Raw genomic sequence first — 25,955 nt, 5'->3', positions numbered from 1 at the left:
ACAACTGGAGGAACGGATGACGACCTACCGAAACCGCGCGAGAAAAACGAAGCTTTACCCGTTTATCATTCTGTTCGTGCTGATGCTGGCTGCCGTCGGCGTATGGGCGGGGACAACGTTGTTCGGCGACGGCAAGGAAGCGAGTCCGCCGTCCGCTTCCTCGACGGGCACGGCGGCCGGTTCGTCCGCTCCGGGCCAATCGGACAAGCCTTCTCCAACCATGGAAGGAGAAGGGGCATCCTTGCCGCCTTCCCCTTCCCCGGACGCGGACCAGGCAACCGGGATCGACCAGCCGACCGCGGCGGAACTTGCCGCCACGTACGACGTGGTGATCCAGGGCGGCCGCGTCATCAATCCGGAGACGAAGCTGGACCGCACGGGCCTGAACGTGGCCATCCAGGGCGGCACGATCGCCCTCGTCACGGACAAGCCGGTGAAGGGCAAGAAGGTCATCGACGCGACGGGATTGGTCGTCTCTCCGGGCTTCATCGACAATCTGTCGTACGACCCGAATCCGCTCGGGGTGTGGAACAAGATCGCGGACGGCGTCACGACCAACATCGCGATGCACGGCGGCACTTCCACGCCGGAGAAGTGGTACCCTTATTACGTGAAGAACCGGCCGCCGGTAAACTTCGGCGCCTCGTTCTTCTACACGCAGGCCCGCAATCAGTTCAAGCTCAGCCGCTATGCCACCGCCTCGCCGGATCAGACGGCCAAGCTCGTGACCCAGGCCGAGAAGGCGCTGAATAATGGGGCGCTTGGCATCTCGTTCAGCTTGGAGTACGTGCCGGGTATAGGCGACAAGGAAATTTTGCCGCTCATGGAGCTGGCCCAGAAATACAACGTGCCGGTCTATTTCCACGGCAGGTATTCGGATATGGAAGAGCCGGGCACCAACTTCGACACGATCAATGAAATCGTCGGCTACGCCCGTGCTTCCGGCGCGGCCGTACATATCGACCATATCAACAGCACGGGCGGAACGTTCTCCATGGTGCAATCGCTCGGCATGATCGACGACGCGCGCGCCGAAGGGTTGGATGTCACCTCTTGCATCTATCCGTACGACTATTGGGGAACGTATCTCAATTCGGCCCGTTTCGATACCGGTTGGCAGCAGCGTTTTCGGATTACCTATAAAGATCTGCAAATCGCGGGAACGAACGAGCGCCTGACGGCCGAGACATTCAAGCAATACCAGAAGCAAGGCAAACTGGCGGTCGCTTACGCCATTCCGAAGCAAGACGTCGTCGATTCGCTGAAAGCCCCGTACGTCATGATCGGCAGCGACGCCATCCTGGAGCCCGGATTCAACAACCACCCGCGGGCTTCCGGCACGTTCGCCCGGACGATCGGCATGTACGTTCGCGACCAGCAAGTGATTTCGCTGATGGACGCGATCGACAAAATGTCGCTCATGCCCGCCCAGCGGCTGGAGAAGCAAACGCCGGCGCTGAAGAAGAAAGGGCGGATCGCCAAAGGCATGGACGCCGACATCGTCGTGTTCGACTACGACACGATCAAGGACATGTCGACCGTGGAGAAGCCGAACCTGCTGTCCGCGGGGATCAAGTACGTGCTCGTCGGCGGTCAGACGGCGCTGGACGGGCAAGGACTGCACAAGAACGTGCGGGTCGGACAGCCGATCAAGAGCGAATTCCTCCGCGTGGCGAAAAGCCAGTCCAACTTGACCTGGGAAGGGACGTCTATGCCGCTTCTGGCCTATCGCGACGCGCTGTACGTGGATCTGGAAGCGCTGAAAGCGCACGGCTATTCCTATCAGTGGGACAAGGTCGCGCATGCGTATGCGCTTCAGACCGGCGCAACCGCGGAGAAGGCGAACGTTCCCGCGCCGAAGGTCGGAGAGTTGATGCTGGAGCGGGGTTATTTGCTGAAATGGGACGGCGGACAGTCCGAACTGCTGTCGGTCGGGGACCGCGCCTATGTTTCGCTCGATACCCTGGCGCAGCTGGGATGGAAGCTGACGAAGACCGCCGGCGGGTACACGCTGGATCCGAAGTAAAGGGGGAAGGCCGTATGGCGGCGATGACCGTCATGCGGTTTTTTTACATCGCGGCAAAACGGGGGATGGACGTGAATTTGGATTATTGGCGGGGATTCCTGGAGACGGCGCGTTCGGGGAGCATGGCCAAAGCCAGCGCGAAGCTGGGGCTGACGCCGCCTGCGCTCGGCAAACAGATCCGGGCGCTGGAGGCGTATTACGGCGCAACGTTGTTCAACCGGACGACCGCGGGAGTCGAGCTGACTCCCGAAGGCAGCTTGCTGGCCGGCAGGTTGGAGCCGATCGTAAACGCCCACGAAGAGATGCGCCAAGCGCTCGAATCGCTTCAGGGGAACCGGAACGCGCTGACGATCGGGACGATCCCGAGCCTATCCCAACGTTATGTTCCGAAGCTTTACCTGCGTTTACAGGATGCCGGTTACCGGGTGGACGTGGAAGTGCGGCACACTTCGGCGGAGGTCGCCGAATTGCTGCTCGGGAAAAAAATCGATGCCGCCCTGGTGGAACGTTCCGCCGTCTCTCCCTCGTTATGGTCCCGGGAGCTGGTTCGGGAAACGTACCATCTGCTGGCGCCTGCCGGGCAAGAAGGCGCGCGGGGGAAAGGTCCGGCGCCGCGGGATTGGATGAAGCAGCCGCTGGTCGTCTATCCCGAAGGCTGCACGATCCGCAAAGCGGTGGAGAGAACGCTGGCCCGGGACGGGCTCGAAATCGCCGTCAGCAAGGAGATCGGCTTCGGGGAATCGATCCCAGACTATGTCGCCGCGGGCGCCGGGATGGCCGTGCTGCCTCTTCGTTCCGCCGGGCAGCTGGCCGATCCCCGCCTTCAGGCGATTCCGCTGGCGGATTTCCCGGAGCAGCGGATCGTCATGCTGGCCGCGCGTTCCGCCCAAGAGGGGAAACGCTTCTTGCGTCATTTTACGGCCGCGTTCCAAGCGACCTAGGCGACGCAGGTCATGCATTCGGCAAGCCGAACATACGATAGGAAACGTACGGATAATGGCCGTATCGGATCGCCATTTCCCGGGAAAAGAGCGTCATTCGTTCGATTGTCCGGTTATTCGACAGCTCGCCGGCATCGAGCAGGCGAAAGGGCAGCCGCCGAAGCGCCTGGAGCACCGTTTTTCGCACGGATTCGTCATTGGCGGTAACGTAGACGTCGCTGAGCAAGCCTTCGTGGACCGGCTGCTCCAACACCCGGAAAAACGTGTTTTTGAAGGCCCCCGCGATCCGCGTTTCCGGCAGCGCTTCCTGCAGCGCTTCCGCGGCGGATTGGCCCCAGGGGAGGGTGAAGTCGCGGAAATCCTCGGTGAACGGGTTGCAGACGTCGACCAGGATTTTGCCCTTGAGAAAATCCGAATTCGCTAAGGCCCACGGAACGACGTCGCGAAACCAGAGCGTATGGATGATGAGATCCGCCTGCAGCGCTTCTTCGTATGTGACGGCCCGGATCCGTTCCCAGCCTTGAGAGCGGGCGATTTCGCGCGCTTTGTCCGGCGTGCGGGATCCCCAGACCGCCTCCTCCGCGCCGGCGTTCAGAAGTCCCGCCAGTCCTTTGCCCATTCGGCCCGTTCCCAACAGTCCGATTTTCATGCCGATTCCTCCTCTAATAGGAAGTTTGACGAAGTCCAATCCTCTTTGATTGCAGGGAGTTTGGTTCCGCCAATCTCTTACGTCCCGAAGACGTGGACTCAGTATAGCTCCGCGAATCGGGGTTCGGGAAGAAACGGTTCGTTAGGGGGGAGAAACCGGGCGTTCATGCGGATGCGATTTTTGCGGGAGCGGCTCGGATTTGTGTTATAATGAAATTTGCAGCTTTACGATCCGGCCGGACCGGAAGCCGGTTCTTAGGCCCAGGACAAGCTTACTTATCGGCTAGAGGTGACCCCATTGAATATCGGCTTAAAGCCGCTGGCCTGGAGCGCGGCGGCGCTGGTGCTGCTCCTGTCGGTATCCACGCCGCTCAGCGCCTTTACCTTGTTTTTGATCATGACGCCGCTCGTCGTCCTTTTCCTGACGCTGAAGCCTGCGGCGTTCGCGGTCCATGCGGCCGTCATCGGGGCGGCGGCTTTCTTGCTGGGCGGGGCTTACGGGCCTCTGTCCCTGACCCTGATGATTTTCTTTCTCGTACCGTCGATCGTGATGGGCGTCATGTACCGGAAGCGCAGCCGGGCGAGATCCGTCCTGCTGGCCGGCTTCCTCGTCATCCTCGCGCAGTTGCTGCTCGAATTGATCTTGTTTTCGCTGCAGTTCCGCATCGACTTATCGGCCGAACTGGCTTCCGTGATTCGAGCATCGCTCTCCCAACTGGAGACTCCGGGAACGTTGCCGGAAGGTTGGGCCGCGGACACGGCGGATTCGCTGGGCAATGCCATCGTGACGATGCTGCCGATGCTGCTGCTCTTGTCTTCCTTCCTGCTGGCCGTCGTTACGCACGCCTTGTCGCGGGCCGCGATGGCCCGGAGCGGCGCGCCGCTGCCCGGATTGCCGCAGGCGAAAACCTGGCGGCTGCCGAGAAGCCTTGTCTGGTATTATCTCGCCGCGCTGCTGCTGAGTTATATCGTGCCCCAGGACGGCAACGGATTCTGGACGGTGGTCAGCTCGAATTTGATTCCGATTCTGCGGTTCGCGTTCGTGGTTCAAGCCATCGGGTTTTTCTTCTTCCTGGCGGACGCGAAGCGGTGGCCGAAAGCCGTTCCCGTTCTCGTCTCGATTCCGCTGATTCTGTTTTCGTCGCCGCTCTATCTCATCGGCTTGCTGGACGCGGCTTTTCCGCTGCGTCGTTACTTTGCGAAATAAGAGGATCGGCCGGAATCCCCGCGGCAAGAAGCGGGGGACCGGATCCGGGAGACGGGAGCGAAGAGGGACATGCCCAAGTTTCTCGTAAATCGATGGCACGGCATGCATATCGTTTGGGCGCTGGTGTTGATTTTCCTGCTGACGATCGCGTTGACTTGGTACCAGTGGGTGCTCGGCCTGCTCGGTCTCTTGCTCGGCGGAGCGGTCGGCGTGTACGGCGTCATGGCGGAGCGGGCGTTTCGCAGGGATCTGAACGATTACGTGCTGACCCTGACGTATCGGATCAAGGGAGCGGGCAACGACGTCATCGGCCAATTGCCGTTCGGCGTCATTCTGTTTAACGAAGACAAGGAAATCGAATGGAATAACGCGTACGTCTCCTCTGCATTGGGGCGGCCGTCGGTGGTCGGCGAGCCGCTGAGCCAACTGTTCCCCGTATTGCAGCAGCCGCCGAAGGACAAGGAAACGCCCATTGAAACCTCGATCGGCGGACGGGTATACGAGCTCGTCTTCCGTCCCAAGGAACGATTGCTGTACGTGCACGACCGGACGGAAATGTGGACGCTGAAGAAGCGCTACGAGGAAGAGAAGCTGGCGCTCGGCATCGTCATGATGGACAATCTGGAAGAAGTCGCCCAGGGCATGGACGAACAGCAGCGCGCGCTGATGCTTTCCAAGGTGACGGGGGAAATCAACGAATGGGCGCTTAAATACGGTCTGCTCTTGCGGCGGCTGTCTTCGGACCGTTACCTGGTCATCGCGAACCACGGCGCCCTGAAGCAGCTGGAACAATCCCGATTTGAGCTGCTGGACGAAGTTCGGGAAATCACGATGGACCAGAAGCTCCCGATGACGCTAAGCATCGGATTCGCTTCGGGCACCGACAACGTGATCGAGCTCGGCCATCTCGTCCAGAGCAGTCTCGATATCGCCCTCGGCCGCGGCGGAGACCAAGCCGTCGTCAAGGTCGGCCAGCGGCAGAGCTTCTACGGCGGCAAGAGCAGCGCGGTGGAGAAGCGGACCCGCGTGCGGGCCCGCGTCATCGCCCACGCGCTCAGGGATTTGATCAAGGAAAGCGACAACATCGTGATCATGGGGCATAAGACGCCCGACATGGACGCGTTGGGCGCGGCCGTCGGGGTGCTGAAGGCGACGCAGCTGCAGGGCAAGGACGCGTACATCGTGCTGGAAGGGTCCAACCCTTCCATCCAGAGGATGCTGGAGATGTTCAAAGAGGACGAGAAGCTGGCCAAACGGTTCGTTTCGCCGGATCACGCGCTCGGACTCGTCGGCAAGCGGACGCTGGCGGTCGTGGTCGATACGCACCGCGCCACGATGGTGGCGGAGCCGCGCCTGCTTCAGCAGACGGACCGGATCGTCATCATCGACCATCATCGCCGAAGCGAGGAATTCATCGACGACGCCGTCCTCATTTACATGGAGCCGTACGCTTCTTCTACTTGCGAACTGGTGACGGAGCTGCTGCAATATATCCAGGAGCGGATCGCGCTGGACGTCCGGGAGGCGACGGCGCTCCTGGCCGGCATTACCGTGGACACGAAAAACTTCTCGTTGCGCACGGGCTCGAGAACGTTCGAAGCAGCCTCCTTCCTCCGCCGCAACGGCGCCGACCCGGCGCTCATCCAGCGGATGCTCAAGGAGGATCTCGAGGAGTACATCCGCAAGGCGGAAATCATCCGCCATGCCGAGATATACCGCGAAGGCGTGGCGATCGCCGTCGCCGATTCCGGCAAGCAGATCCCGCAGCTGCTCATCGCTCAAGCCGCGGATACGCTGCTCAACATGACGGGGATCAAAGCCTCGTTCGTGGTCGGCTTGCGGCCGGACGGTCTCGTCGGCATCAGCGCCCGTTCGACCGGGCAGATCAACGTGCAAGTCATCATGGAAAGATTGGGCGGCGGCGGGCACCTGACGAACGCGGCCGCGCAAATGCAAGGCACCGTAACGGAAGTCGCCAAAAAGCTGAAGAAGATTTTAAAGGAAATCGAAGGGGAAGAGGGGATTCCGGAATGAAGGTCATTTTCCTGCAAGACGTGAAGGGCCAGGGGAAGAAAGGCGAGATCAAGGAAGTATCGGAAGGCTACGCGCGCAATTTCCTGATTCCCAAAGGGCTGGTGCAGCTGGCTACGCCGGGCGCGGCGAAGACGATGGAGCAGATCCACGCCGCCGCGGACAAGAAGAAAGAGCGCGAGAAGCAGGATGCGATCGCGCTGGCCGCCAAGCTGTCCGAGATGACGGTCATCATCAAAGCCAAAGCCGGCGAAGGCGGCCGGTTGTTCGGCGCGATCACGAGCAAACAGATCGCCGAAGCGCTGGAGAAGCAGAAAATCGTCGTCGACAAGCGCAAAATCGAGCTGGACGAACCGATCCGCACGCTCGGCGTGACGAAGGTGCCGCTCAAACTGTATCCGGAAGTCAAAGGAACGCTCAGCGTGCAAGTCGTGGAGGAATGATCCGATGAACCAAGCCGCGGAAACCTGGCTGGAAGGCCGCGTGCCGCCGCAGAACCTCGAAGCCGAGCAGGCCGTGCTGGGCGCCGTCATGCTCGAGGCGGAGGCGCTCATCACGGCGATGGAGCGGCTGCGCCCGGAAGACTTCTACAGCGTGGCGCACCAGCGGATTTTCGAAACGATCATTTCCTTGAACGAGGACAACCAGCCGCTCGACCTTATCACGCTGACGTCCCGCTTGCGGGACCAAGGCGAGCTCGAAGAGGTCGGGGGCGCGGTCTACTTGGCCAAGCTGATCGGCGCGGTACCGACGGCCGCCAACGTGGAATATTACGCGCAGCTCGTCGAAGAGAAAGCGATGCTCCGGCGCCTCATCCGCACCGCCACGCAGATCGTGTCCAGCGGCTACGCCGAGAGCGAGGACGTCGGCGCCCTGCTGAACGACGCGGAGCAGCGCATCCTCGAGCTCTCCAACCGGCGGGCGTCGCACGGCTTCATCAGCATTCGCGACGTTCTGATGGACGTGTTCGAGCGCGTCGAGCACCTGTACAACCATAAAGGCGGCGTTACGGGCATTCCTTCCGGCTTTCCGGATCTCGACCGGATGACGTCCGGCTTCCAGCGAAGCGACCTCATCATCGTGGCCGCGCGTCCTTCCGTGGGCAAAACGGCGTTCGCCCTGAACATCGCGCAGAACGTGGCGGTGCGGGCGGGCGAGACCGTGGCCATATTCAGCTTGGAAATGTCGGCCGCGCAGCTCGTGCAGCGGATGATCTGCGCGGAAGCGAACGTGGACGCCGGACGGATGCGGACGGGCCACCTGGAGGGGGACGACTGGGAGAAGCTGTCCATGGCGATCGGCTCGTTGTCCGAGGCGCAGGTCTACATCGACGATACCCCGGGCATCACGGTCGCCGACATTCGCGCGAAGTGCCGCCGGCTGAAGAAGGAGCGGGGCCTCGGCATGATCCTGATCGACTACCTGCAGCTTATCCAGGGTCGCGGGAAAGCCGGGGAGAACCGCCAGCAGGAAGTTTCCGAAATATCACGTACGCTCAAGCAGATCGCGCGGGAGCTGGAAGTGCCCGTTATCGCGCTGTCGCAGCTGTCCCGCGGCGTCGAGCAGCGGCAGGACAAGCGCCCGATGATGTCCGACCTGCGGGAATCGGGCTCGATCGAGCAGGACGCCGACATCGTCTCGTTCCTGTACCGGGACGATTACTACGACAAGGAAACCGAGAAGAAGAACATCATCGAGATCATCATCGCCAAGCAGCGGAACGGTCCGGTCGGCACCGTCGAGCTCGTGTTCCTGAAGCAGTTCAACAAATTCGTCAGCTTGGACCGGCAGCATGCCGGTTAACGGGCGGGCGGCTATCAAGGGGCCGGACATGTCCGGCTTCTTTTATTGGCGCGCAATTGGGCAATTTCCGAACATTTAAATGTGCAGTTGACGAAATGTTCGTCTCCTACGTTGACTTCGGGGGACGCAATTGATACACTATTCATGCTCCGGCTGAGCCGTCGGCAGCAGGGCTTCGCATGCCCTGCATCCGGCAAGCCGGCATGGGGCACTACTATGCCGGCGCTTATGGAGAGAGCCGGACGGAGGGATTGCCTTGTCTACAGTCGTCGTCGTAGGGACGCAGTGGGGAGACGAAGGGAAAGGGAAAATCACCGATTTTCTGGCCGAGAAGGCGGACGTCGTCGCCCGTTACCAAGGCGGCAACAATGCCGGCCACACCATACTGATCCAGAACAAGAAGTACAAGCTAACGATGATTCCCTCGGGCATTTTCAACGAAAACAAGCTGTGCGTCATCGGCAACGGCATGGTCATCAACCCGGCCGCGCTGGTCGAAGAAATCCAATATATCCGCGATAACGGCTTTTCCGTCGACAACCTGAAAATCAGCGACCGCGCCCACGTCATCATGCCGTACCACCTCGTGCTCGACGGCCTCGAGGAAGACCGCAAGGCGGACAATAAAATCGGCACGACGCGCAAGGGCATCGGTCCCGCTTATATGGATAAAGCCGCGCGCAACGGCATCCGCATCGCCGACCTGATGGTCGCGGAGGAATTCACGGAGAAAGCCCGCCGGCTCGTGGCGGAGAAGAACCAGATCATCACCCAGATGTACGGCGGCGAGCCGCTCGACGCGGAAGCCATCATCCGGGATTACCTGAACTATGCCGAGCAGCTTCGCCCGTACGTCACGGACACGTCCGTCGTGCTGAACGACGCGATCGACGCGGGCAAGAAGGTGCTGTTCGAAGGCGCGCAAGGCGTCATGCTGGACATCGACCAAGGCACGTATCCGTTCGTCACCAGCTCGAATCCTTCGGCCGGCGGCGTCTGCATCGGTTCGGGCGTCGGTCCTTCGAAAATCCGGCAGGTCATCGGCGTGGCCAAAGCCTACACGACCCGCGTAGGCGACGGTCCGTTCCCGACGGAGCTGCACGACGAGCTGGGGCAGTGGATCCGCGACAAAGGCCACGAGTACGGCACCGTTACGGGACGTCCGCGCCGCGTCGGCTGGTTCGACACGGTCGTTGTCCGCCACGCCCGCCGCGTCAGCGGGATTACGGGGCTGTCGCTCAACTCGCTGGACGTGCTGACGGGACTCGAAACGGTTAAAATCTGCACCGCGTACCGTTACCGCGGCGAGCTGATCGAGCACTATCCGGCGAATCTCAAAATACTCGCGGAATGCGAAGCGGTGTACGAGGAGTTTCCGGGCTGGAGCGAAGACATTTCCGGCGCGAAAACGCTGGAGGACCTGCCGGAGACGACCCGTCGGTTCGTGCAGCGCATTTCCGAGCTGACGGGCATTCCGATCGCCATCTTCTCCGTCGGCCGCAACCGCGAGCAGACGAACCAAGTGGCGACGATTTATTGATTGGAATTAATAGCAGCAGAGACCGCCGCGACGTCATCCAAGACGCCGGGCGGTTTTTTTTCAGCAACAAAACCTGGCGAAATAACGTACCACATACGCTAATTCGGTCCGCGACACGCCAACTTGGCAGAATAACGTACCACATACGCTAATCGGGTGCCCGACACGCCAACTTGGCAGAATAACGTACCACATACGCTAATCCGGTCCCCGACACGCTAACCTGGCAGAATAACGTGCCACATACGCTAATCCGGTCCCCGACACGCCAACCTGGCAGAATAACGTACCACATCCGCTAATCCGGTCCTCGGCACACCAACCTGGCAGAATAACGTACCACATACGCTAATTCGGCCCGCGACATGCCAACCTGACAGAATAACGTACCACATCCGCTCATCCGCCTCGTTACTGCATCTCCGCTGCAATCATCCCCCGTCAGATCTCTCTAAACCTGTAAAAAAGGCATAAACGCCGCGAGATTTGCCCATACTGAAATCTATGAAAATCAATTGGAAAACGGGTGGCGGCCGGATGTGGAAATGGGTAGGCTGGACGGCACGGGCGATCGCCACGGCGCTGTTGGTCAGCTTTCTGAGCATTTGGACGACGGGTTACATCGTCAATAGTTACATGGAGACGCTGCTCCGGCAGCTCGACTTGCCGCTTCAGACGCAGCCGTTCGCGCTCTCCGGCGTATGGGGCAAGCTGTGGGGGGCCGCGCCGGTCCCTCAAGAGACGGCGAAGGCTTCCGAGTCGCCTGCACCGTCCGCGCAGCCGTCCCATGAGGCGTTACCGTCTCCTTCGACTTCTCAGCCGGATACGGCCGATCCGGGGCGTGAAGCGTCAGCAGGCGGAAGCTCGGCCGCGGGCAACGCTCAGCCAGGTGCTGCGGAAGCTTCGGACCGCCCAAGCTCAGGCGATACGTCCCAACCGGACGAATCGATCGATCCGAACGCCGTCCCGGTCATGGGCAGCGGCGCGGGAGTCCTCGATTTGACCGACAGGCAGCGCGAGACTTTGCAAGCGGTCATGTCCAAGCTGAGCGGCGAACAGCTGGAGAAGCTTTCGGGTTATTTGGAGGGAGGATTGACCGAGGAAGAGTTGGCGGAAGCTACGGACCTGTTGAAACCTTCTTTAACCGACGAGGAATACCGGCAGGTCATGGAGATTTTCGCGCCGAGGGTGACGCAGCCCGATTCGCCCGCCGCCGTCTCGCCCGACCCGCTGACAGGGAGCGAGCCTTAACGACGCGCAGTTCGATACTTAAGGCCGCCGCCGCATCGAAAAAAGAAACCGAATCGAATGAAGAGAGGCAGCCTCCGCTGATGCAGGGGCTGCCTTGTTATTTTCAAGGCCGGAGGTTTATTCGGAAAGCAGGAGTGCTTAAAGGAAAATCAGGAAAAGCTACCTCGAAAAGGGCGAGACGAGGTGCCGGAGCTTGATCCAGTTTATCGGGGTCACGAAGAAATACAACGACGGTTTCATGGCGCTGAAAGGGATCGATTTGGAAATCAAGGCCGGCGAGCTCGTGACGCTGATCGGGCCTAGCGGATGCGGAAAAACGACGACGATGAAAATGATCAACCGGCTGGCGGAGCCGACGTCCGGACGCATCCTGATCGACGGCAAGGACATCTCGGGCCTCGACCCGGTGGAGCTGCGGCGGAATATCGGGTACGTGATCCAACAGATCGGCTTGTTCCCCCATATGACCATCAAGGAGAACGTCGCGCTCGTTCCGAAGCTGAAAAAAATGGACAAAGCCGCTTACGAGAAGCGGGTAGACGAGCTGCTGGACATGGTGGGCCTGGATCCCGACCAGTACCGGGACCGCTATCCGGCCGAGCTGAGCGGCGGGCAGCAGCAGAGGGTCGGCGTCATCCGCGCGCTGGCGGCCGAGCCGTCGATCATCCTGATGGACGAGCCGTTCAGCGCGCTGGATCCGATCAGCCGGGAACAGCTGCAGGACGAACTGATCCGGCTGCAGGAAGAAGTGAAGAAGACGATCGTGTTCGTCTCGCACGACATGGACGAAGCGCTCAAAATCGCCGACCGCATCGTCCTGATGAAGGCGGGGGAAATCGTGCAGGCCGATACGCCCGACCGGATCCTCCGCCGTCCCAAGAACGATTTCGTCCGGACCTTCATCGGCGAGAACCGGCTGCATGAAAAGGCGCCGCTGACGGTCGAGGACGTCATGATCGCGAACCCGGTCACGATCGCTCCGACCCGGGGGCTTGCTTTCGCGGCCAAGGTGATGAGGCAGCATCGCGTGAACGGCCTGCTGATCGCGGACCGTAGCTACAAATTCCTGGGCGTCGTGTCCAAAGAATCACTAGAGGAGCGTTATCGCGAAGAGGATTTGACCGTCCGGGAAATCATGAAGACCGACGTCCCGGCCGTTCCGGTCGGAACCGGAGTGGAGGAAGCCGTGGACGTCATGAAGCGGGAACGCATGCCTTACCTCCCCGTCGTCCATCCCGATGGACGGCTGGCGGGAATCGTCACCAATTCCAGCTTGATCGATGCCTTGCTCAAGCAGATTTGACGGGAGAACGCCATGAACCTATGGGATGTATTCGTAAGCCGCAAAGACGACATTCTGCTCGCCGTCGTGCAGCATATTCAGCTGTCCTTGATCGCCCTGGTCATCGCCATCGTCATCTCGATCCCCACGGGTCTTCTCCTGACGCGTTTTCCGCGTCTTGCCGCCCCGGTGATCGGCCTGGCGTCGCTGTTCCAGACGATCCCCAGCCTCGCCCTGCTCGGTTTCATGATTCCGCTTCTCGGGATCGGCACGACGCCGGCCGTCGTGGCTTTGACCGTCTATTCCTTGCTGCCGATCATGAGAAATACGTATACCGGAATCATGAACGTGCCGAAAGCGATGCGGGAAGCCGGAATCGGCATGGGCATGACGAGCTGGCAAGTGATGGCGAAAGTGGAGCTGCCTCTCGCGCTGAGCGTCATCATGGCGGGCATCCGGACGGCGACCGTCATGCTCATCGGCGTGGCCACGCTGGCTTCGCTGGTCGGGGCGGGGGGGCTCGGCGATTTGATTTTCCGCGGGATCTCCACCGTCAGCACCGAGCTGATCCTCGCGGGCACGATTCCGTCGGCGCTGCTGGCGATCCTGTTCGATTTCGCGCTCGGGAGAGTGGAGAAGGCGACCGCTCCGAAGGGGACCCGAACCGGACGCAAGCCCCGTTCCAAATTCGTCCGTCGGCTTGAGCTTGCCGTCGCCGTCGTCGTCGTTGCCGCGCTGTTGGGGGGCTTGGTCGCCAAACTGGCCCAACCCCGCGGCGATTCCGTCGTCATCGGCGGCAAAAACTTCACCGAGCAAGACATCCTCGTCCATCTCATGGCGTCGCTGATCGAGGCGCGCACCGATTTGAAGGTGGTCCGCAAGCCGTACCTGGGCGGATCCCAGGTGACCCATAACGCCCTGATCAAAGGGGAAATCGACCTCTACCCGGAATATACGGGAACGGGATGGACGTCCGTGCTGAGCCGCAAGCCCCTGGGCGGGGATCCGGATGAAACGTATCGCCAGGTGAAGGCGGCCTACGAACAGAACTTCAAGGTGACTTGGCTCAAACCCATCGGCTTCAACAATACCTACACGTTGTCGATGAGAGCGGACCGCGCCGAGCAGGAAGGCATCCGGACGTTCTCCGATCTGGCCCGCAAGGCCCCGGGGCTGGTGCTGGGGGCGACCCAGGAGTTCCTGGAGCGGCCGGACGGGTTCGTCGGGCTGCAAAAGACGTACGGCATGAATTTCAAAAGCGTCAAAGGGCTGGATCCCGGCCTAACCTATGGCGCCGTGCGAGACGGATCGACGGACGTCAACGACGCATTCTCCACCGACGGGCGGATCCAGGCGTTCCATTTGACAACGCTGAAGGACGATAAGGCGTTCTTCCCTCCTTATTTCGCCGCGCCCGTCATTCGGATGGATACGCTGCAGGCGCACCCCGAGCTGGCCGACGTCCTGAACCTGCTGGCCGGCCAAATCGACGACAAGGAAATGTCGGCGCTGAACGGCAAAGTGGACCTGGAAGGCAGGCAAGCCCGCGAGGTCGCCGAAGAGTGGCTGAAGCAGCACGGGCTCGTTCCATAAAAAGTTAAAATTCCTTCATGAAACGTTTGTTTGGTTGTTCGGTTTGCGAAGGTTGTGTTAAAGTAAGGTTCAAGCTGAGGCTTAGGACGGAGAGAAAAAATACCTAATTTTTAGCGCAGAGGAGAAGATCATGGCCGTTTTCAGGGGAACGGACCGAATCCGGAGCGCAGCTGCCGCCGCGGGGCGCAGTCTCCGGCACGTTCGGTCTTACTGCTTGAAAGGAATAACGATTGTTGATAAAAAACGACAAAAGTTGCAAGTCCCAGCCGCCCATTTCTTTCGGAATCATCGCAAGCCCGTTTGGATTACCGTTGCCGCAGTCGTCGGCGTTGCCGCGTTCGCGGCATTCGGACAGCAATACGTCAAAGCCCATACGCAGGACTACGTCCAAGTCTACTGGAAGGGTCAGCCGATCGGAAACGCCAGCTCCGGCGAGAAGATCGAGCAATGGCTGGCAGCCAAAGCCGCCGAGCTGGACCAGGCGGAAACCCCTATACGACGAGTGTTGGACGACGGTCAGGTCACCTACGAGCGTGAAAAGGCTTACAAACCCGCGACGGATGACGAGGCCGTGCTGGCGGACCTGGAACAACGCTTGACGACGCATCCCGTAGGCATGCAGGTCAAAGTGGACGGCCAAGTCGTGGGCGTCGTCCGCGACCGTGCCGCCGCGGATGAACTTTTGGACCGGATCAAGAACCGCTATGTGCCGGAAGGCGCCAAGCTGAAGCAGGTCGCCATGGTCAAATCGGCGGCGCCGAAGCTGCAGTCGCTGGCTTACTCCGCGTCCAACGCGGCGCCGGCGGATGAACCGGCTTCGGCATCGGTTCCGGAGACGGATCCGTTACAACCGCAGACCCAGATCGTGTCGATCGGTTTCGAAGAGAATGTCGATCTGGAGGAAGTGGGGCTTGCGGAATCGGGTGGCGCGCTCTCGGATCCCGATCAGCTGTATAAGAAGCTCGTCACGGGCAATCCGGCGCCGGTCCGCTACACCGTCAAGAAAGGCGACTGCTTAGGCTGCATCGCCGACAAGATGAACGTTCCGACCGACCTCATTTACCAGAACAATCCTTGGATCGAGGACGACATGATCCGCATCGGCGACGTGCTGGACTTGACGGTTCAGCAGCCCGTGCTGAACGTCCGCTCCACCCAGGAAGTGACGCAGGTCGAAGCGATCGAATCCCCGGTGCAATACCAGAAGAGCGACGAGATGCGGGCCGGACAGACCAAGGTGCTCCGGCAGGGGAAAGACGGCAAGAAGCGGGTCACCTACCGCCAAGTCCTCACGAACGGCTCGCTGGACGAGGAAGAAATCGTGTCCGAGCAAATCTTGGAGCAAGCCGTCCCGACGATTATCCTGAAAGGCACCAAGGTGATCAAAGGCGAGGGCACGGGCAAGTTCATGTGGCCGGTGGCCGCCCACCGGATCACCAGCTACCTCGGCGAACGGTGGGGCCGTACGCACAAGGGGATCGACATGATCGGGAAGAGCACGATCATGGCGGCGGACAGCGGCGTCGTCGAGTTCGCGGGGTACAACTCCGGCGGCTTGGGCAACGCGGTCATCATCAACCATAAGAACGGCTTCAAAACCGTGTACGGCCACATGAAAAAGCTGAACGTCAAGAAAGGCCAGATCGTCGAGAAGGGCGACCCGCTCGGCGTCATGGGCAGCACGGGACACTCTACCGGCACGCACCTGCATTTCGAAGTCTACTTGAACGGCAAGCTTAAAAATCCGATCAGCTATTTATAAAATCCGTTATGAATCGAGGGGCTTTCCTCCGCCGGAGGGAAGCCCCTCGCCGTCCGGAGGGAAAGGTTCCCGCGATTCTCCCGGCCGGTCCGATATGGTAAGATAGACGCATAGAGAATAGCTTCCGGAAGGGAGGCAGGATGCGATGCCGGGTAAAATCCTGGTCGTGGACGACGAGCGGCCGATCGCCGATATTCTGAAATTCAATTTGGAAAAGGAAGGCTACGAAGTGGTCTGCGCCTTCGACGGCAACGAGGCGGTTCGGCTGGCGTTCGAGGCGGATCCCGATTTGATTTTGCTGGACTTGATGCTGCCGGGCAAGGACGGGATGGACGTCTGCCGCGAGGTGCGGTCGAAGCGTTCCACGCCGATCATCATGCTGACGGCCAAGGACACGGAGCTCGACAAAGTGCTGGGCCTGGAGCTGGGGGCGGACGATTACGTCACCAAGCCGTTCGGCACGCGCGAGCTCTTGGCGCGGGTGAAAGCGCAGCTGCGCCGCCAGCGCAACCTGGACGCATCCAAGGAGGCCGAGGACGGCGCGGGGAGCCAGGACGCGGAGCCGCAAGGGCTGCGCATGTTCAACTTGTTCATCGATACGGATATGTACGTGGTGTACAAGAACGGGCAGCCGCTCGACCTGACGCATCGGGAATTCGAGCTGCTGCTTTACCTGGCCCGCAACAACGGCAAGGTCATGACGCGCGAGCACCTGCTGCAGGCGGTGTGGGGGTTCGAGTATTTCGGGGACGTCCGGACGGTCGACGTAACGGTCCGCCGCCTGCGGGAGAAGATCGAAGATGACCCGAGCCGTCCGGAAATCATCATGACCCGCCGCGGTTTAGGGTACCTGATGCGCAATCCGCGTTCCCTAGGCGGTCTTTCGGGATGAATTTCGTTCGGGTGTTCCGGAGCATCCAAGTCAAGCTCATCTTGATGGTCTTGATGCTGATTCTGATCGCGGTCCAGGTGATCGGGGTTTACTTCATCAGCACGATGAAAAGCTCCCTGATCTCCTCCTTCACCGGCAACTTGAACAATACGGTCAACGTATTGACGGGATTGTCGGCCCCTACACTGGCCCAGTTCGACAAGAGCGGGGGCGTTCGGCAGGAAGCGGGCGACGAGTTGAACGCGCTGGCCAGCAGCCTGTCGAGCATCAGCGGAGCCGAAATCCAGGTGCTGGACGCCGGAGGCCGGGTACTGACGACTTCCCAGCCGTCCAACACCTCGATCATCGGGCGGAAGAACACCTCTTTGTTGGTCAGCCGGGCGCTGCAGCGGATTCCGGACAACGAAGAGGAGATCATCGACGACGACAACGTGCGGAAGAAGGTCATCGCCAAACCGGTCATCAGCGGGAACAAGGTGGTCGGCGTCGTCTACATCACCGCTTCGATGGAAGATCTGTACCAAACGATGGAACGGATCAACCGCATTTTCGTGTCGGCCATCCTGATCGCGCTCGTGCTGACGGCCTTTCTCGGCGTGCTGCTGGCCGGGACGATCACGGCGCCGATCAAGGCGCTCACCCGCCAGGCCGCCCTCGTGGCGGACGGACACTTCGACCAGCGCGTGCCGGTCAAAGGCACCGACGAGATCAGCCAGCTTAGCGCGGCGTTCAACGACATGACCGACCGGCTCAGCGAAGCGCTGGCCTTGAACGAAGAGGAGAAAGAGAAACTCTCCTCCGTCTTGACGAACATGAACGACGGCGTCCTCGCGACGGACGAGCTCGGCTGCATCATCATCACCAATCGCAGGGCGCTCGAGCTGCTCGGCTCGGCCAACTGGGAAGGCCGGACGCTGTCGGAGGCGCTTGGAGTGGAGAAGGAACCGATCGCCCGGACGCTGGAGGGCAAGGAGTCCTGGCTGCTGCTCCGCCGAGAGGCCGAGGAAGAAGAGGAAGTGATCGTCCGCGTCACCTTGACGCCGATCCGAAGCCGGGACCGGGTCGCCGGCGCGATCGCGGTGCTGCACGACGTGACGGAGGCGGAGAAGCTGGAGCAGTCGCGGCGGGAGTTCGTCGCGAACGTCTCGCACGAGCTGCGCACGCCGCTGACGACGATCAAGAGCTACGCCGAAGCGCTGGACGACGGCGCGATGGAAGAGCCGGAGCTGGCCGGCCGGTTCGTCGGCGTCATCCGCAGCGAGACCGAGCGGATGATCCGGCTGGTCAGCGACCTGCTGCATTTGTCGCGCTTCGATTCGCGGCGCAACCAGCTTCGCCGGGAGAAGATCGACATGGCCGAAATGCTGGAGGAGGTCGTCGACCGGTTCTCGTTCCAGCTGCGGCAGAAGGCGATCACGGCGACGGTCCGGGTGTCGACCCGGTTGGCGCCGGCTTGGCTGGACCGGGACGGCATCGACCAAGTGCTGGACAACCTCGTGTCCAACGCGATCAAGTATACGCTCGACGGAGGGTCGATCGACCTATCCGCGGACCCCGACGCCACGGGGCATTTGATCATCACGGTGAAAGATACGGGCATCGGCATCCCCAAGAAGGACCTGGAGCGCATATTCGACCGGTTCTACCGCGTGGACAAGGCCCGTTCCCGCAACATGGGCGGCACGGGCCTCGGCTTGTCGATTGCCCGGGAAATCGTGCGCGCCCACGGCGGCGCGATCACGCTCGAATCCGAGGTCGGCGTCGGGACGGCCGTGAAGGTCACGCTGCCGATCGTCAAGGAAGGAAGTGAGCCGGCATGATGGAGAACGTCAAGTCGGCCGTGCTCGGGCTGCTCGTCGCGCTCAGTCTGGTGCAGAGCTATTTCCTGGCTTACAGCATGCCGAGCTTGGAAGCGAGGGTGAAATCCGGACAAGATTACGTGCCGGCGGAGCCGCTCGGCCCCGCGCTCGAGGTGCAGGACCTGCTGTTCCCGGAGCAGATCGTGCTCCATCTGGGGCAAGACCGGCACACCGTGTTCTTCCCGGACAACGCGCCTTACTACGATCTCATTCTGAAAAAGCTGCAGGGACGGGATTTCAAGGGGATTCAGCAAAGCACAGCGGAGGCGGTTAATTGGGATCAAGTCCGGAGGGAGGACCAAGGGCTGGAGCTGCGCTTCGGCCGCCCGATCCCGTTCCAATTGCTGCAGTCCGTGTTCAAGATCGACGCCGATTTCCTGTTTTCCCGCGACGCGATCGACCGGATCTGGATTTTCGTCCGCAAGGACAGCCAGGAGGTTCGGACGTTCTTCTTCAGCTCGGACGGACGGAACGTCTATGAAGCGCAGCGGGCCGACCTGACGGTCGGCGACGTCCAGACCAACGTCGGCTTCGGCGAGTATTGGACCCCTTTCCAGACGGCGAACGGCCAGCTGTACGTGCCGGAGAAGCCTTACGACTGGGTGACGGAGCTCAAGGTCCCGATCACCCGGTACACGACCGAACAAATGCAGCGCAACCTGTTCTTCGATCCCGGGGTGACCCGGGCGATCCAGGAGCAGGGGGACGGCAACCGGATTTATACGGACGGCAAACGATGGCTGAAAGTCGCGGAGAACGGCGGCTGGATGTCGTATACCGACCCGGTGGCCCCGACGGAGGGGCAGACGGACCTCAGCGACAACGTCAGCGCGGCGGTCCAATTCGTCAACCAGCACGGCGGCTGGAACGGGCCGTTCCGGCTGACGCAGACGGGCGCGCCCGCGAGCGAAGCGGACAGCGCGATCCGGTTCCAGCAGTATTACAAGCAGGTTCCGATCGTACCGGGGCAAAACCTGACGTTCGGCTACATGGAGCTGCGGCTGCAGCAGGGAACCGTGACGTCTTACGACCGCTCCCTGCTGATCCTCGGCGATACGCCGGAGAGCCGGACCAGCCGCTCGTTGCCTGGAGGAGACGCGCTTCGATCCATGGTCAGCCAAACGGATTACGGCTCCGCCGTCTTATCGCTGTTCCCGGCTTACCGGCCGGAGCTCGGGAAGGACGCCGTCACGCTGCGTCCGGTCTGGGCCGTGCGGCTGGCGGACGGAACCGTGCGGATATTGGCCAACGCTTCGCATTGAAGGGGCGGTAAACGCGACGAACGGAAGAAACGGAAGTCAGGTTTACCTACGCCGCGGCGGATGGCGGGAGCTTGACTCCGTCGATCTCCCGATGACAGGAGGGACAGGGATGGACTGGGGAAGGGCCAAAAGCGTATTGATCCTGGCGTTTCTGCTGCTCAACGCGCTGCTCGGCTACCAGCTGTGGACCGAATGGCGCGCGCAGGTGAATACGGCCGTCGACTGGACGTCCCTGCCCGACGAGACGCGCCGGATCATGCAGGAGAAAGGCATACGGATCGCCGGCAAAATCCCCGCGGAGACGCCATCCATGCGGGATTTGTCCTTCAAGCTGAAGGTTCTGCCCTCCAAGGATCCGGAAGACCGAATCAAGCTGGCCGTCCCGCAGGAAGCGCGCATCGTGTTCAACCCCAAAGAGCTGGAGGACGCGCTGGGCAAAATCATTTCCGAGCTGAGCCGCTACGCTTATGACGACCCGGGCAGCCGGGAAGGCGTATTCGTGCTCAACCGGATGGTGGACGGCTATCCGATGTTCGACATTCATCTGGAGCTCTACAACAGCGAGCAGAAAATCCAGGCGTACCGCCAGGACGTCGTGCAAGTGCTCTCTTCGGACGTGCCCAAGGAGCAGCAGGTGCTGCCGGCCTCGACGGCGGCGGCCCATCTGATCGAGAACTACTTGCCGGCGGGTTCGGTGATCAAAGAGATTCGCCTGGGGTATCACGGCCAAATCTTTCCGGACGCGGAAACGCAAGTTTCGGCACCCTCGTGGAGGGTTTTGCTGGAAAATGGCGAAGTGTACTATGTAAATGCCATCAGCGCGGAGGTTACGACCGGAAAAGGAGACACGCCCCTGACTCCGTTGTCGAATTGACGCGACCGATTGGGATAGAGAAAGGCGACGAAGTCGCTTGACTTGGGAGAAGGAAAGGAAACCGCGATATGAGCCTTCGGTTTACGGTGCTGGCCAGCGGCTCGACGGGCAACGCCACCGTCGTATCCACGGATACGGCGAGGGTGCTGGTCGACGTAGGGCTGAGCGGCAAGAAGATAGAAGAATTGATGCAGCAGAGAGGCTTGTCGGGGCAAGAGCTCGACGCGGTGTTTATCACGCACGAGCATTCCGACCATATCAAGGGGCTGGGCGCTTTCGCGAGGAAATTCGAGCTGCCGGTGTACGCCAACGAGAAAACGTGGGCGGCCATGGCCAAGATCGTCGGCGAGCTGCCGGACGCACAGCGCAAAGTGCTGGAGACGGACGGCACGATGGAGATCAAGGACTTGCGGATCGAGTCGTACGCGATCTCGCACGACGCCGCCGAGCCGGTCGGCTACTGCTTCCAGGCGGACGGCGCCAAGCTGAGCCTCGCGACCGACATGGGCTACATGAGCGACAAAGTCGTCGGCAAGCTGATGGGTTCAGACGTCCTGGTGCTGGAGTCGAACCACGACGTGGAAATGCTGCGCATGGGACGGTATCCCTGGAACATCAAGCGGCGCATCCTCGGAGACACCGGCCACCTGTCGAACGAAGCCGCGGGCGAAGCGCTGTGCCGCCTGCTGTCCGGCTCGACCCGCAGGGTCTACCTGGCGCACCTCAGCCAGCATCATAATCTTATGGATTTAGCCAAACTGACGGTGAATACCGTATTAGAAGACAACGGCTTTTTCTATCATCCGCACGAATTCGCTTTGTGCGATACGTATCCGGACCGGCCGACGGAATGGGATCTGGTGAACAGCCCGGCCCGGCCGACGGCGGTCAAAGCAACAGCTGGCGATTGAGCTCCGCTTCCATGTGGAGCGACTTGGCCCGGATTTCCTCCGGTGTGAGAATGCCCTTCTCCACCAGCAATTCGATCATCGTGCTGAGCGCCAGAAGCTGGCGGTACTGGTCGTCCTTCAAATCTCCGATTCTCGCAGCCATGTCCAGGTAATGCCAATCGTACGAAGCGTTTTGCATGCTTGTTTCTTCCTTTCTTTACATAGTCGGAGATCCGTTCTCCGGCTTGCCTCGGGGTTGCGTATCTATTAGTATTTTAGTCACAACCTTTGAAAACATTCCGGTTTTCTGCGAGATTTAAGGGCGAAAAGAGAGGGACGGTGAAATCACGATGAGCTTGTTCGACGACGATTTCTATTCGACGAAGGTCAGGCGGAGCTCCCGCAGGGACGGCTGGTCCGGGAGAAGCGGCTCGCGGGGCGGCATGCTGACCCCGGCGCTGCGCGTCGCCATCGTCTCGTCGCTCGTCAGCGCCTTGGCGGTGGGCGGATTGTTCCTTCTCTTCGGCGGCGGCCGGGAGGGCGAGACGACGGCCAGACCCGCGCTTGCCAGCAGCCAGTCACTCGTGGGAACTTCCGAAACGATCATCTCGGCCTCGGCGAAAATCCGTCCGACCGTCGTCAGCATTATCAATATCACGAAGCAGGCCCAGGACCCGCAAAACGGCGATAAGGGCGGGAACGGCGACGGCGGCGGGGATGACGGAGCTTCCGGCAGCGACGAAGGCAGCGAAGGCGCATACGATGAAGGCGTTCCGGAGAACGCCAGCCTCGGCTCGGGGGTTATTTTCGAGAAGAAGGGCGGCAAAGCATACATCATAACCAACGCGCACGTCGTGGCGGAAGCCGCGGAAGTGCAAGCGGTTCTGATGGACGGAACGAAGAAAGAGGCGGAAATCGTCGGGAAAGACACGGTCAGCGATTTGGCCGTGCTCAAGGTGGACGCGGACGGGATCGACGAAGTCGCGGATATCGGGGACTCGGGCAAGCTGCGCGTCGGCGAAATCGTGATCGCCGTGGGCAATCCGCTCGGTTTCTCCGACACCGTCTCGAACGGAATCGTCTCCAATCTGCACCGGATCGTGCCGGTTTCCTTGAGCCAGGACGGGAACTATGACTGGGAGCAGGAGGTCATCCAGACGACCGCGGCCATCAACCAAGGCAACAGCGGCGGCGTCTTGGCCGATCTGAACGGCCGGGTGGTCGGCATCAACAGCATGAAAATCGCGGACATGGGCGTCGAGGGGATCGGTTTCGCCCTGCCGATCGATTCGGTCATGCCCGTCGTGAAGCAGCTGATGGAGCAAGGCAAGGTGCTTCGGCCTTACCTGGGCGTATACTCGGTCGACCTGTCCGTTTATTTGGACAATGCCGCCTTTACGGATCCGAAGGACGCGGAAAAAGGCGGATCGGACGAAGAGATCGCGGGTCCCGTCGTGCCGAAAGGCGTCGAGGACGGCGCTCTGGTGCTGCAAGCCGTCGGTCCCGCCGAGGAAGCGGGGCTGCAGCTGAACGACATCATCACCGCGCTGGACGGCCAGCCGATCAAGGGGACGCTCGATCTGCGCAAATATTTGTATAACAAGAAGAAAATCGGGGACACGATTAAGGTAACCTACTATCGGGACGGCAAGAAGGCGGAGCTGTCGCTCACGCTGGCGGAGAAGGATCAGGAAGAGTAAGCCGGCCGCCGCCGGAAAGGACGAAAAAGCCGAAATGTACTGCGTATGCCGGGAACACGTGGAACTGGCGATCGACAAGTTCGTGGACGAATACGAGGACGCCCCGGATCTCATCAACCTGCAGACGACGACGTTTACGGATTGGACGCCGCCGACCCGCTGCGAATGGTGCGAAGGAGCGGCGGAAATCCTGGTCGTCTGAGCCTCGCATGTAAAAATATCATAAAAAATTCAAAATCATGATTGACAGCCAAAGAAACCCGATGGTAAAGTGACACATATACTTGATGAACGGAAAGGGGGTTGCGTCCAAATGCGGCAACAGACTGAGATGATCGTGCACATCATGCCCAGCGGCTTCGGCCGTATCGTAGGACGTAACCCTCGCGGAAAGACGGCGGCATAAGAACATTCGTTCGAAGCCGACGTGCAGGCGCGTGGTTACGTATCCGTAGCCATGCGCCTTTTCTGTTCCTTGGGAACTCCGCGGCCGTCAGCGCCGCGAAACCGGGAAGGCGTATCGCTCACGCAAGCGGTAGGCCTTCTTTTGTTTTATTTTCCGGTTTTATTTAAAGCGAGGTGTGTCATTCCCATGTTTATCGTTTTGAAGAAATTGAGCTGGTTTTTCCGGGTGGAATGGAAGAGGTATACGGTGGCGGTCGTGCTGCTCGGGATCGTCGGCATCGTCGACATCCTCCCTCCAAAGTTGATCGAATATACGATTGACGGAATCTGGCAGGGGACGCTCAGCGGCTCCGAATGGCTTCTCGTGGTGCTCTATTGGTTCCTGATCACGGCGGCGAGCTACGGGCTCACGCTGATCTGGCTGTACCAGCTGATCGGGGGATCGTTCGTGCTGGAGCGGATGCTGCGGTCCCAATTGATGCGGCATTTCCTGAAAATGACGCCGACGTTCTACGAGCGCAATCGGACGGGCGACTTGATGGCGCGGGCGACGAACGACCTCGGCGCCATCTCCGTCACGGCGGGCTTCGGCATCCTGACGCTGTGCGACTCCACGATGTTCATGCTGACGCTGCTCATCGTGATGGCCGGGACGATCAGCTGGAAGCTGACGCTCGCCGCCATGATTCCGCTGCCGGTGATCGCGGTCGTCCTCAAATATTTCGGCGGCATCATTCATAACCGTTTTATGAAGGCCCAGGATTCCTTCGGGGAACTGAACGACCAGGTGCTCGAATCCGTGTCCGGCGTGCGCGTCGTGCGGGCGTTCGTGCAGGAGAAGGCCGACAAGGAGCGCTTTCGCGCCAAGACGGAGGAAGTGCTGCAGAAGAACGTGCAGGTCGCGAAGATCGATTCGCTGTTCGAGCCGTCGATCAAAATCCTTGTCGGCTTGAGTTACTTGATCGGTCTCGTGTACGGGGCGGTCCTCGTGTACCGCAACGAAATCACGCTGGGGGAGTTGGTCTCCTTCAACCTGTATCTCGGGATGCTGATCTGGCCGATGTTCGCGATCGGCGAGTTAATCAACATCCTGCAGCGGGGCAACGCTTCGCTCGACCGCATCCACGAGACGCTCGGCGTGAAGCCGGACGTGGCGGACGCGGAACGGACGGAGAAGGTGGAGGTGCCGGACGAAATCGCGTTCGATCGGGTGACGTTCCGGTATCCGTCCTCTTCGATCGACAACTTGGTCGACATCTCGTTCCGGCTTCGGCGCGGGCAGACGCTCGGCATCGTGGGCCGGACCGGCAGCGGCAAGACGACGGTCCTGCGGCAGCTGCTGCGGGAATACCCGCTCGGCGAGGGTCGGATCACGATCGGCGGCAAGCCGCTCGGCGAACTCGCCCTGGAGCAGGTCCGCGGCTGGATCGGCTACGTGCCGCAGCAGCCCGTGCTGTTCAGCAAGACGATCCGGGAGAACATCCGGTTCGGCAACGCCGACCGGGAGTTCACGGAGGAGAGGCTGAACCGGGCGCTGGAGCTGGCATCGTTCCGCAAGGACGTCGCGTTCCTGCCGGGCGGGCTGGAGACGCTGGTCGGCGAGAAGGGCGTGGCGCTGTCGGGCGGCCAGAAGCAGCGGGTCAGCATCGCCCGGGCGGTCATTGCCGATCCGGAAATCCTGATGCTGGACGACGCGCTGTCGGCGGTGGACGCCAAGACCGAAGTCGAGATACTCGAAGGCGTGAGGCGGGAGAGAGCCGGCAAAACGACGATCATCACGACGCACCGGCTGTCGGCGGTGCAGCATGCCGACTGGATTCTCGTGATGGATGAAGGACGAATTTCGGAAGAGGGAACCCACGAGCAACTGCTGGAGCGGGGCGGCTGGTACAAAGAGCAGTACGACCGCCAGCAGCTGACGGAAGTTCTGGAAGCCAATTAACAACGGCTTCGGCGTCCGATGAAAGATGAATACGAATGGGGAATGTA

The 25,955-nt window shown here is 60.8% G+C and carries 21 protein-coding genes; 19 read left to right on the top strand and 2 right to left on the bottom strand.

Features of this window, described 5'->3' with window-relative positions:
- Nucleotides 1-16: 16 nt before the first annotated feature.
- Nucleotides 17-2,026 (top strand): amidohydrolase family protein, encoded by a 2,010-nt coding sequence (locus PTZ19_RS18175; protein WP_276356505.1) that lies wholly within the window; start codon nt 17-19, stop codon nt 2,024-2,026.
- Between the two features lie 14 nt (nt 2,027-2,040).
- A complete protein-coding gene (locus tag PTZ19_RS18170) occupies nt 2,041-2,967 on the top strand; it encodes a LysR family transcriptional regulator (protein WP_276356504.1) in 927 nt (308 codons plus the stop codon).
- Nucleotides 2,968-2,977: 10 nt separating this feature from the next.
- Here PTZ19_RS18170 and PTZ19_RS18165 read toward each other — a convergent pair whose 3' ends face one another.
- Nucleotides 2,978-3,616 (bottom strand): NADPH-dependent F420 reductase, encoded by a 639-nt coding sequence (locus tag PTZ19_RS18165; RefSeq protein WP_276356503.1) that lies wholly within the window; start codon nt 3,614-3,616, stop codon nt 2,978-2,980.
- Between the two features lie 297 nt (nt 3,617-3,913).
- On the opposite strand from PTZ19_RS18165, the gene PTZ19_RS18160 reads away from it, so the two are divergent.
- From PTZ19_RS18160 to PTZ19_RS18095, 14 genes are all read left to right on the top strand, one after another.
- The gene (locus PTZ19_RS18160) at nt 3,914-4,822 is read left to right on the top strand and encodes a DUF2232 domain-containing protein (RefSeq protein WP_276356502.1); all 909 of its coding nucleotides are present in this window, start codon (nt 3,914-3,916) and stop codon (nt 4,820-4,822) included.
- A gap of 69 nt (nt 4,823-4,891) precedes the next feature.
- Nucleotides 4,892-6,856, top strand: coding sequence for a DHH family phosphoesterase (locus PTZ19_RS18155; RefSeq protein WP_276356501.1), 1,965 nt, complete (start codon nt 4,892-4,894; stop codon nt 6,854-6,856).
- Nucleotides 6,853-7,296: a 50S ribosomal protein L9 gene (rplI, locus tag PTZ19_RS18150; protein WP_276356500.1), complete on the top strand. Its 444-nt coding sequence runs from the start codon at nt 6,853-6,855 to the stop codon at nt 7,294-7,296. The genes PTZ19_RS18155 and rplI overlap by 4 nt, the downstream gene beginning before the upstream one ends.
- Nucleotides 7,297-7,300: 4 nt before the next feature.
- Nucleotides 7,301-8,656: a replicative DNA helicase gene (dnaB, locus tag PTZ19_RS18145; protein WP_276356499.1), complete on the top strand. Its 1,356-nt coding sequence runs from the start codon at nt 7,301-7,303 to the stop codon at nt 8,654-8,656.
- Between the two features lie 256 nt (nt 8,657-8,912).
- Nucleotides 8,913-10,196, top strand: coding sequence for an adenylosuccinate synthase (locus tag PTZ19_RS18140; RefSeq protein ID WP_276356498.1), 1,284 nt, complete (start codon nt 8,913-8,915; stop codon nt 10,194-10,196).
- Between the two features lie 537 nt (nt 10,197-10,733).
- Nucleotides 10,734-11,447: a hypothetical protein gene (locus PTZ19_RS18135; RefSeq protein ID WP_276356497.1), complete on the top strand. Its 714-nt coding sequence runs from the start codon at nt 10,734-10,736 to the stop codon at nt 11,445-11,447.
- Between the two features lie 193 nt (nt 11,448-11,640).
- Nucleotides 11,641-12,750, top strand: a complete 1,110-nt coding sequence (locus tag PTZ19_RS18130; RefSeq protein WP_276356496.1) for a betaine/proline/choline family ABC transporter ATP-binding protein — start codon at nt 11,641-11,643, stop codon at nt 12,748-12,750.
- Between the two features lie 12 nt (nt 12,751-12,762).
- The gene (locus PTZ19_RS18125) at nt 12,763-14,322 is read left to right on the top strand and encodes a glycine betaine ABC transporter substrate-binding protein (RefSeq protein ID WP_276356495.1); all 1,560 of its coding nucleotides are present in this window, start codon (nt 12,763-12,765) and stop codon (nt 14,320-14,322) included.
- A gap of 253 nt (nt 14,323-14,575) precedes the next feature.
- A complete protein-coding gene (locus PTZ19_RS18120; protein ID WP_276356494.1) occupies nt 14,576-16,084 on the top strand; it encodes a M23 family metallopeptidase in 1,509 nt (502 codons plus the stop codon).
- Nucleotides 16,085-16,229: 145 nt separating this feature from the next.
- Nucleotides 16,230-16,976 carry a response regulator YycF gene (gene yycF, locus PTZ19_RS18115; protein ID WP_276356493.1) on the top strand — a complete coding sequence of 249 codons (747 nt, stop codon included), beginning with the start codon at nt 16,230-16,232 and terminating at the stop codon, nt 16,974-16,976.
- Nucleotides 16,973-18,796: a cell wall metabolism sensor histidine kinase WalK gene (gene walK, locus PTZ19_RS18110; protein WP_276356492.1), complete on the top strand. Its 1,824-nt coding sequence runs from the start codon at nt 16,973-16,975 to the stop codon at nt 18,794-18,796. Before yycF ends, walK begins: the two co-directional genes overlap by 4 nt.
- Nucleotides 18,793-20,097, top strand: coding sequence for a YycH family regulatory protein (locus PTZ19_RS18105; protein ID WP_276356491.1), 1,305 nt, complete (start codon nt 18,793-18,795; stop codon nt 20,095-20,097). Before walK ends, PTZ19_RS18105 begins: the two co-directional genes overlap by 4 nt.
- A 109-nt stretch (nt 20,098-20,206) precedes the next feature.
- Entirely contained in the window at nt 20,207-20,971 is a 765-nt protein-coding gene (yycI, locus tag PTZ19_RS18100; RefSeq protein ID WP_276356490.1) for a two-component system regulatory protein YycI, read from the top strand.
- A 68-nt stretch (nt 20,972-21,039) separates the two neighbouring features.
- Nucleotides 21,040-21,882: an MBL fold metallo-hydrolase gene (locus PTZ19_RS18095; protein WP_276356489.1), complete on the top strand. Its 843-nt coding sequence runs from the start codon at nt 21,040-21,042 to the stop codon at nt 21,880-21,882.
- Here the strand turns inward: PTZ19_RS18095 and PTZ19_RS18090 are convergent.
- On the bottom strand, nt 21,860-22,060 hold the full coding sequence (locus PTZ19_RS18090) for a hypothetical protein (RefSeq protein WP_276356488.1): 201 nt from the start codon (nt 22,058-22,060) through the stop codon (nt 21,860-21,862). The genes PTZ19_RS18095 and PTZ19_RS18090 overlap by 23 nt on opposite strands.
- A 151-nt stretch (nt 22,061-22,211) precedes the next feature.
- Here PTZ19_RS18090 and PTZ19_RS18085 point away from each other — a divergent pair, with 151 nt between their 5' ends.
- From PTZ19_RS18085 to PTZ19_RS18075, 3 genes are all read left to right on the top strand, one after another.
- Nucleotides 22,212-23,561: a S1C family serine protease gene (locus PTZ19_RS18085; RefSeq protein ID WP_276356487.1), complete on the top strand. Its 1,350-nt coding sequence runs from the start codon at nt 22,212-22,214 to the stop codon at nt 23,559-23,561.
- A 34-nt stretch (nt 23,562-23,595) separates the two neighbouring features.
- Nucleotides 23,596-23,763 carry a CxxH/CxxC protein gene (locus PTZ19_RS18080; protein WP_276356486.1) on the top strand — a complete coding sequence of 56 codons (168 nt, stop codon included), beginning with the start codon at nt 23,596-23,598 and terminating at the stop codon, nt 23,761-23,763.
- 390 nt (nt 23,764-24,153) lie between these two features.
- On the top strand, nt 24,154-25,908 hold the full coding sequence (locus PTZ19_RS18075; RefSeq protein ID WP_276356485.1) for an ABC transporter ATP-binding protein: 1,755 nt from the start codon (nt 24,154-24,156) through the stop codon (nt 25,906-25,908).
- Nucleotides 25,909-25,955 lie beyond the last annotated feature (47 nt).

The organism is Cohnella caldifontis, assembly GCF_029360585.1.
GTDB classification, from domain to species: Bacteria; Bacillota; Bacilli; order Paenibacillales; family Paenibacillaceae; genus Cohnella; species Cohnella caldifontis.
This window is presented reverse-complemented; position numbering and strand designations above follow the sequence as displayed.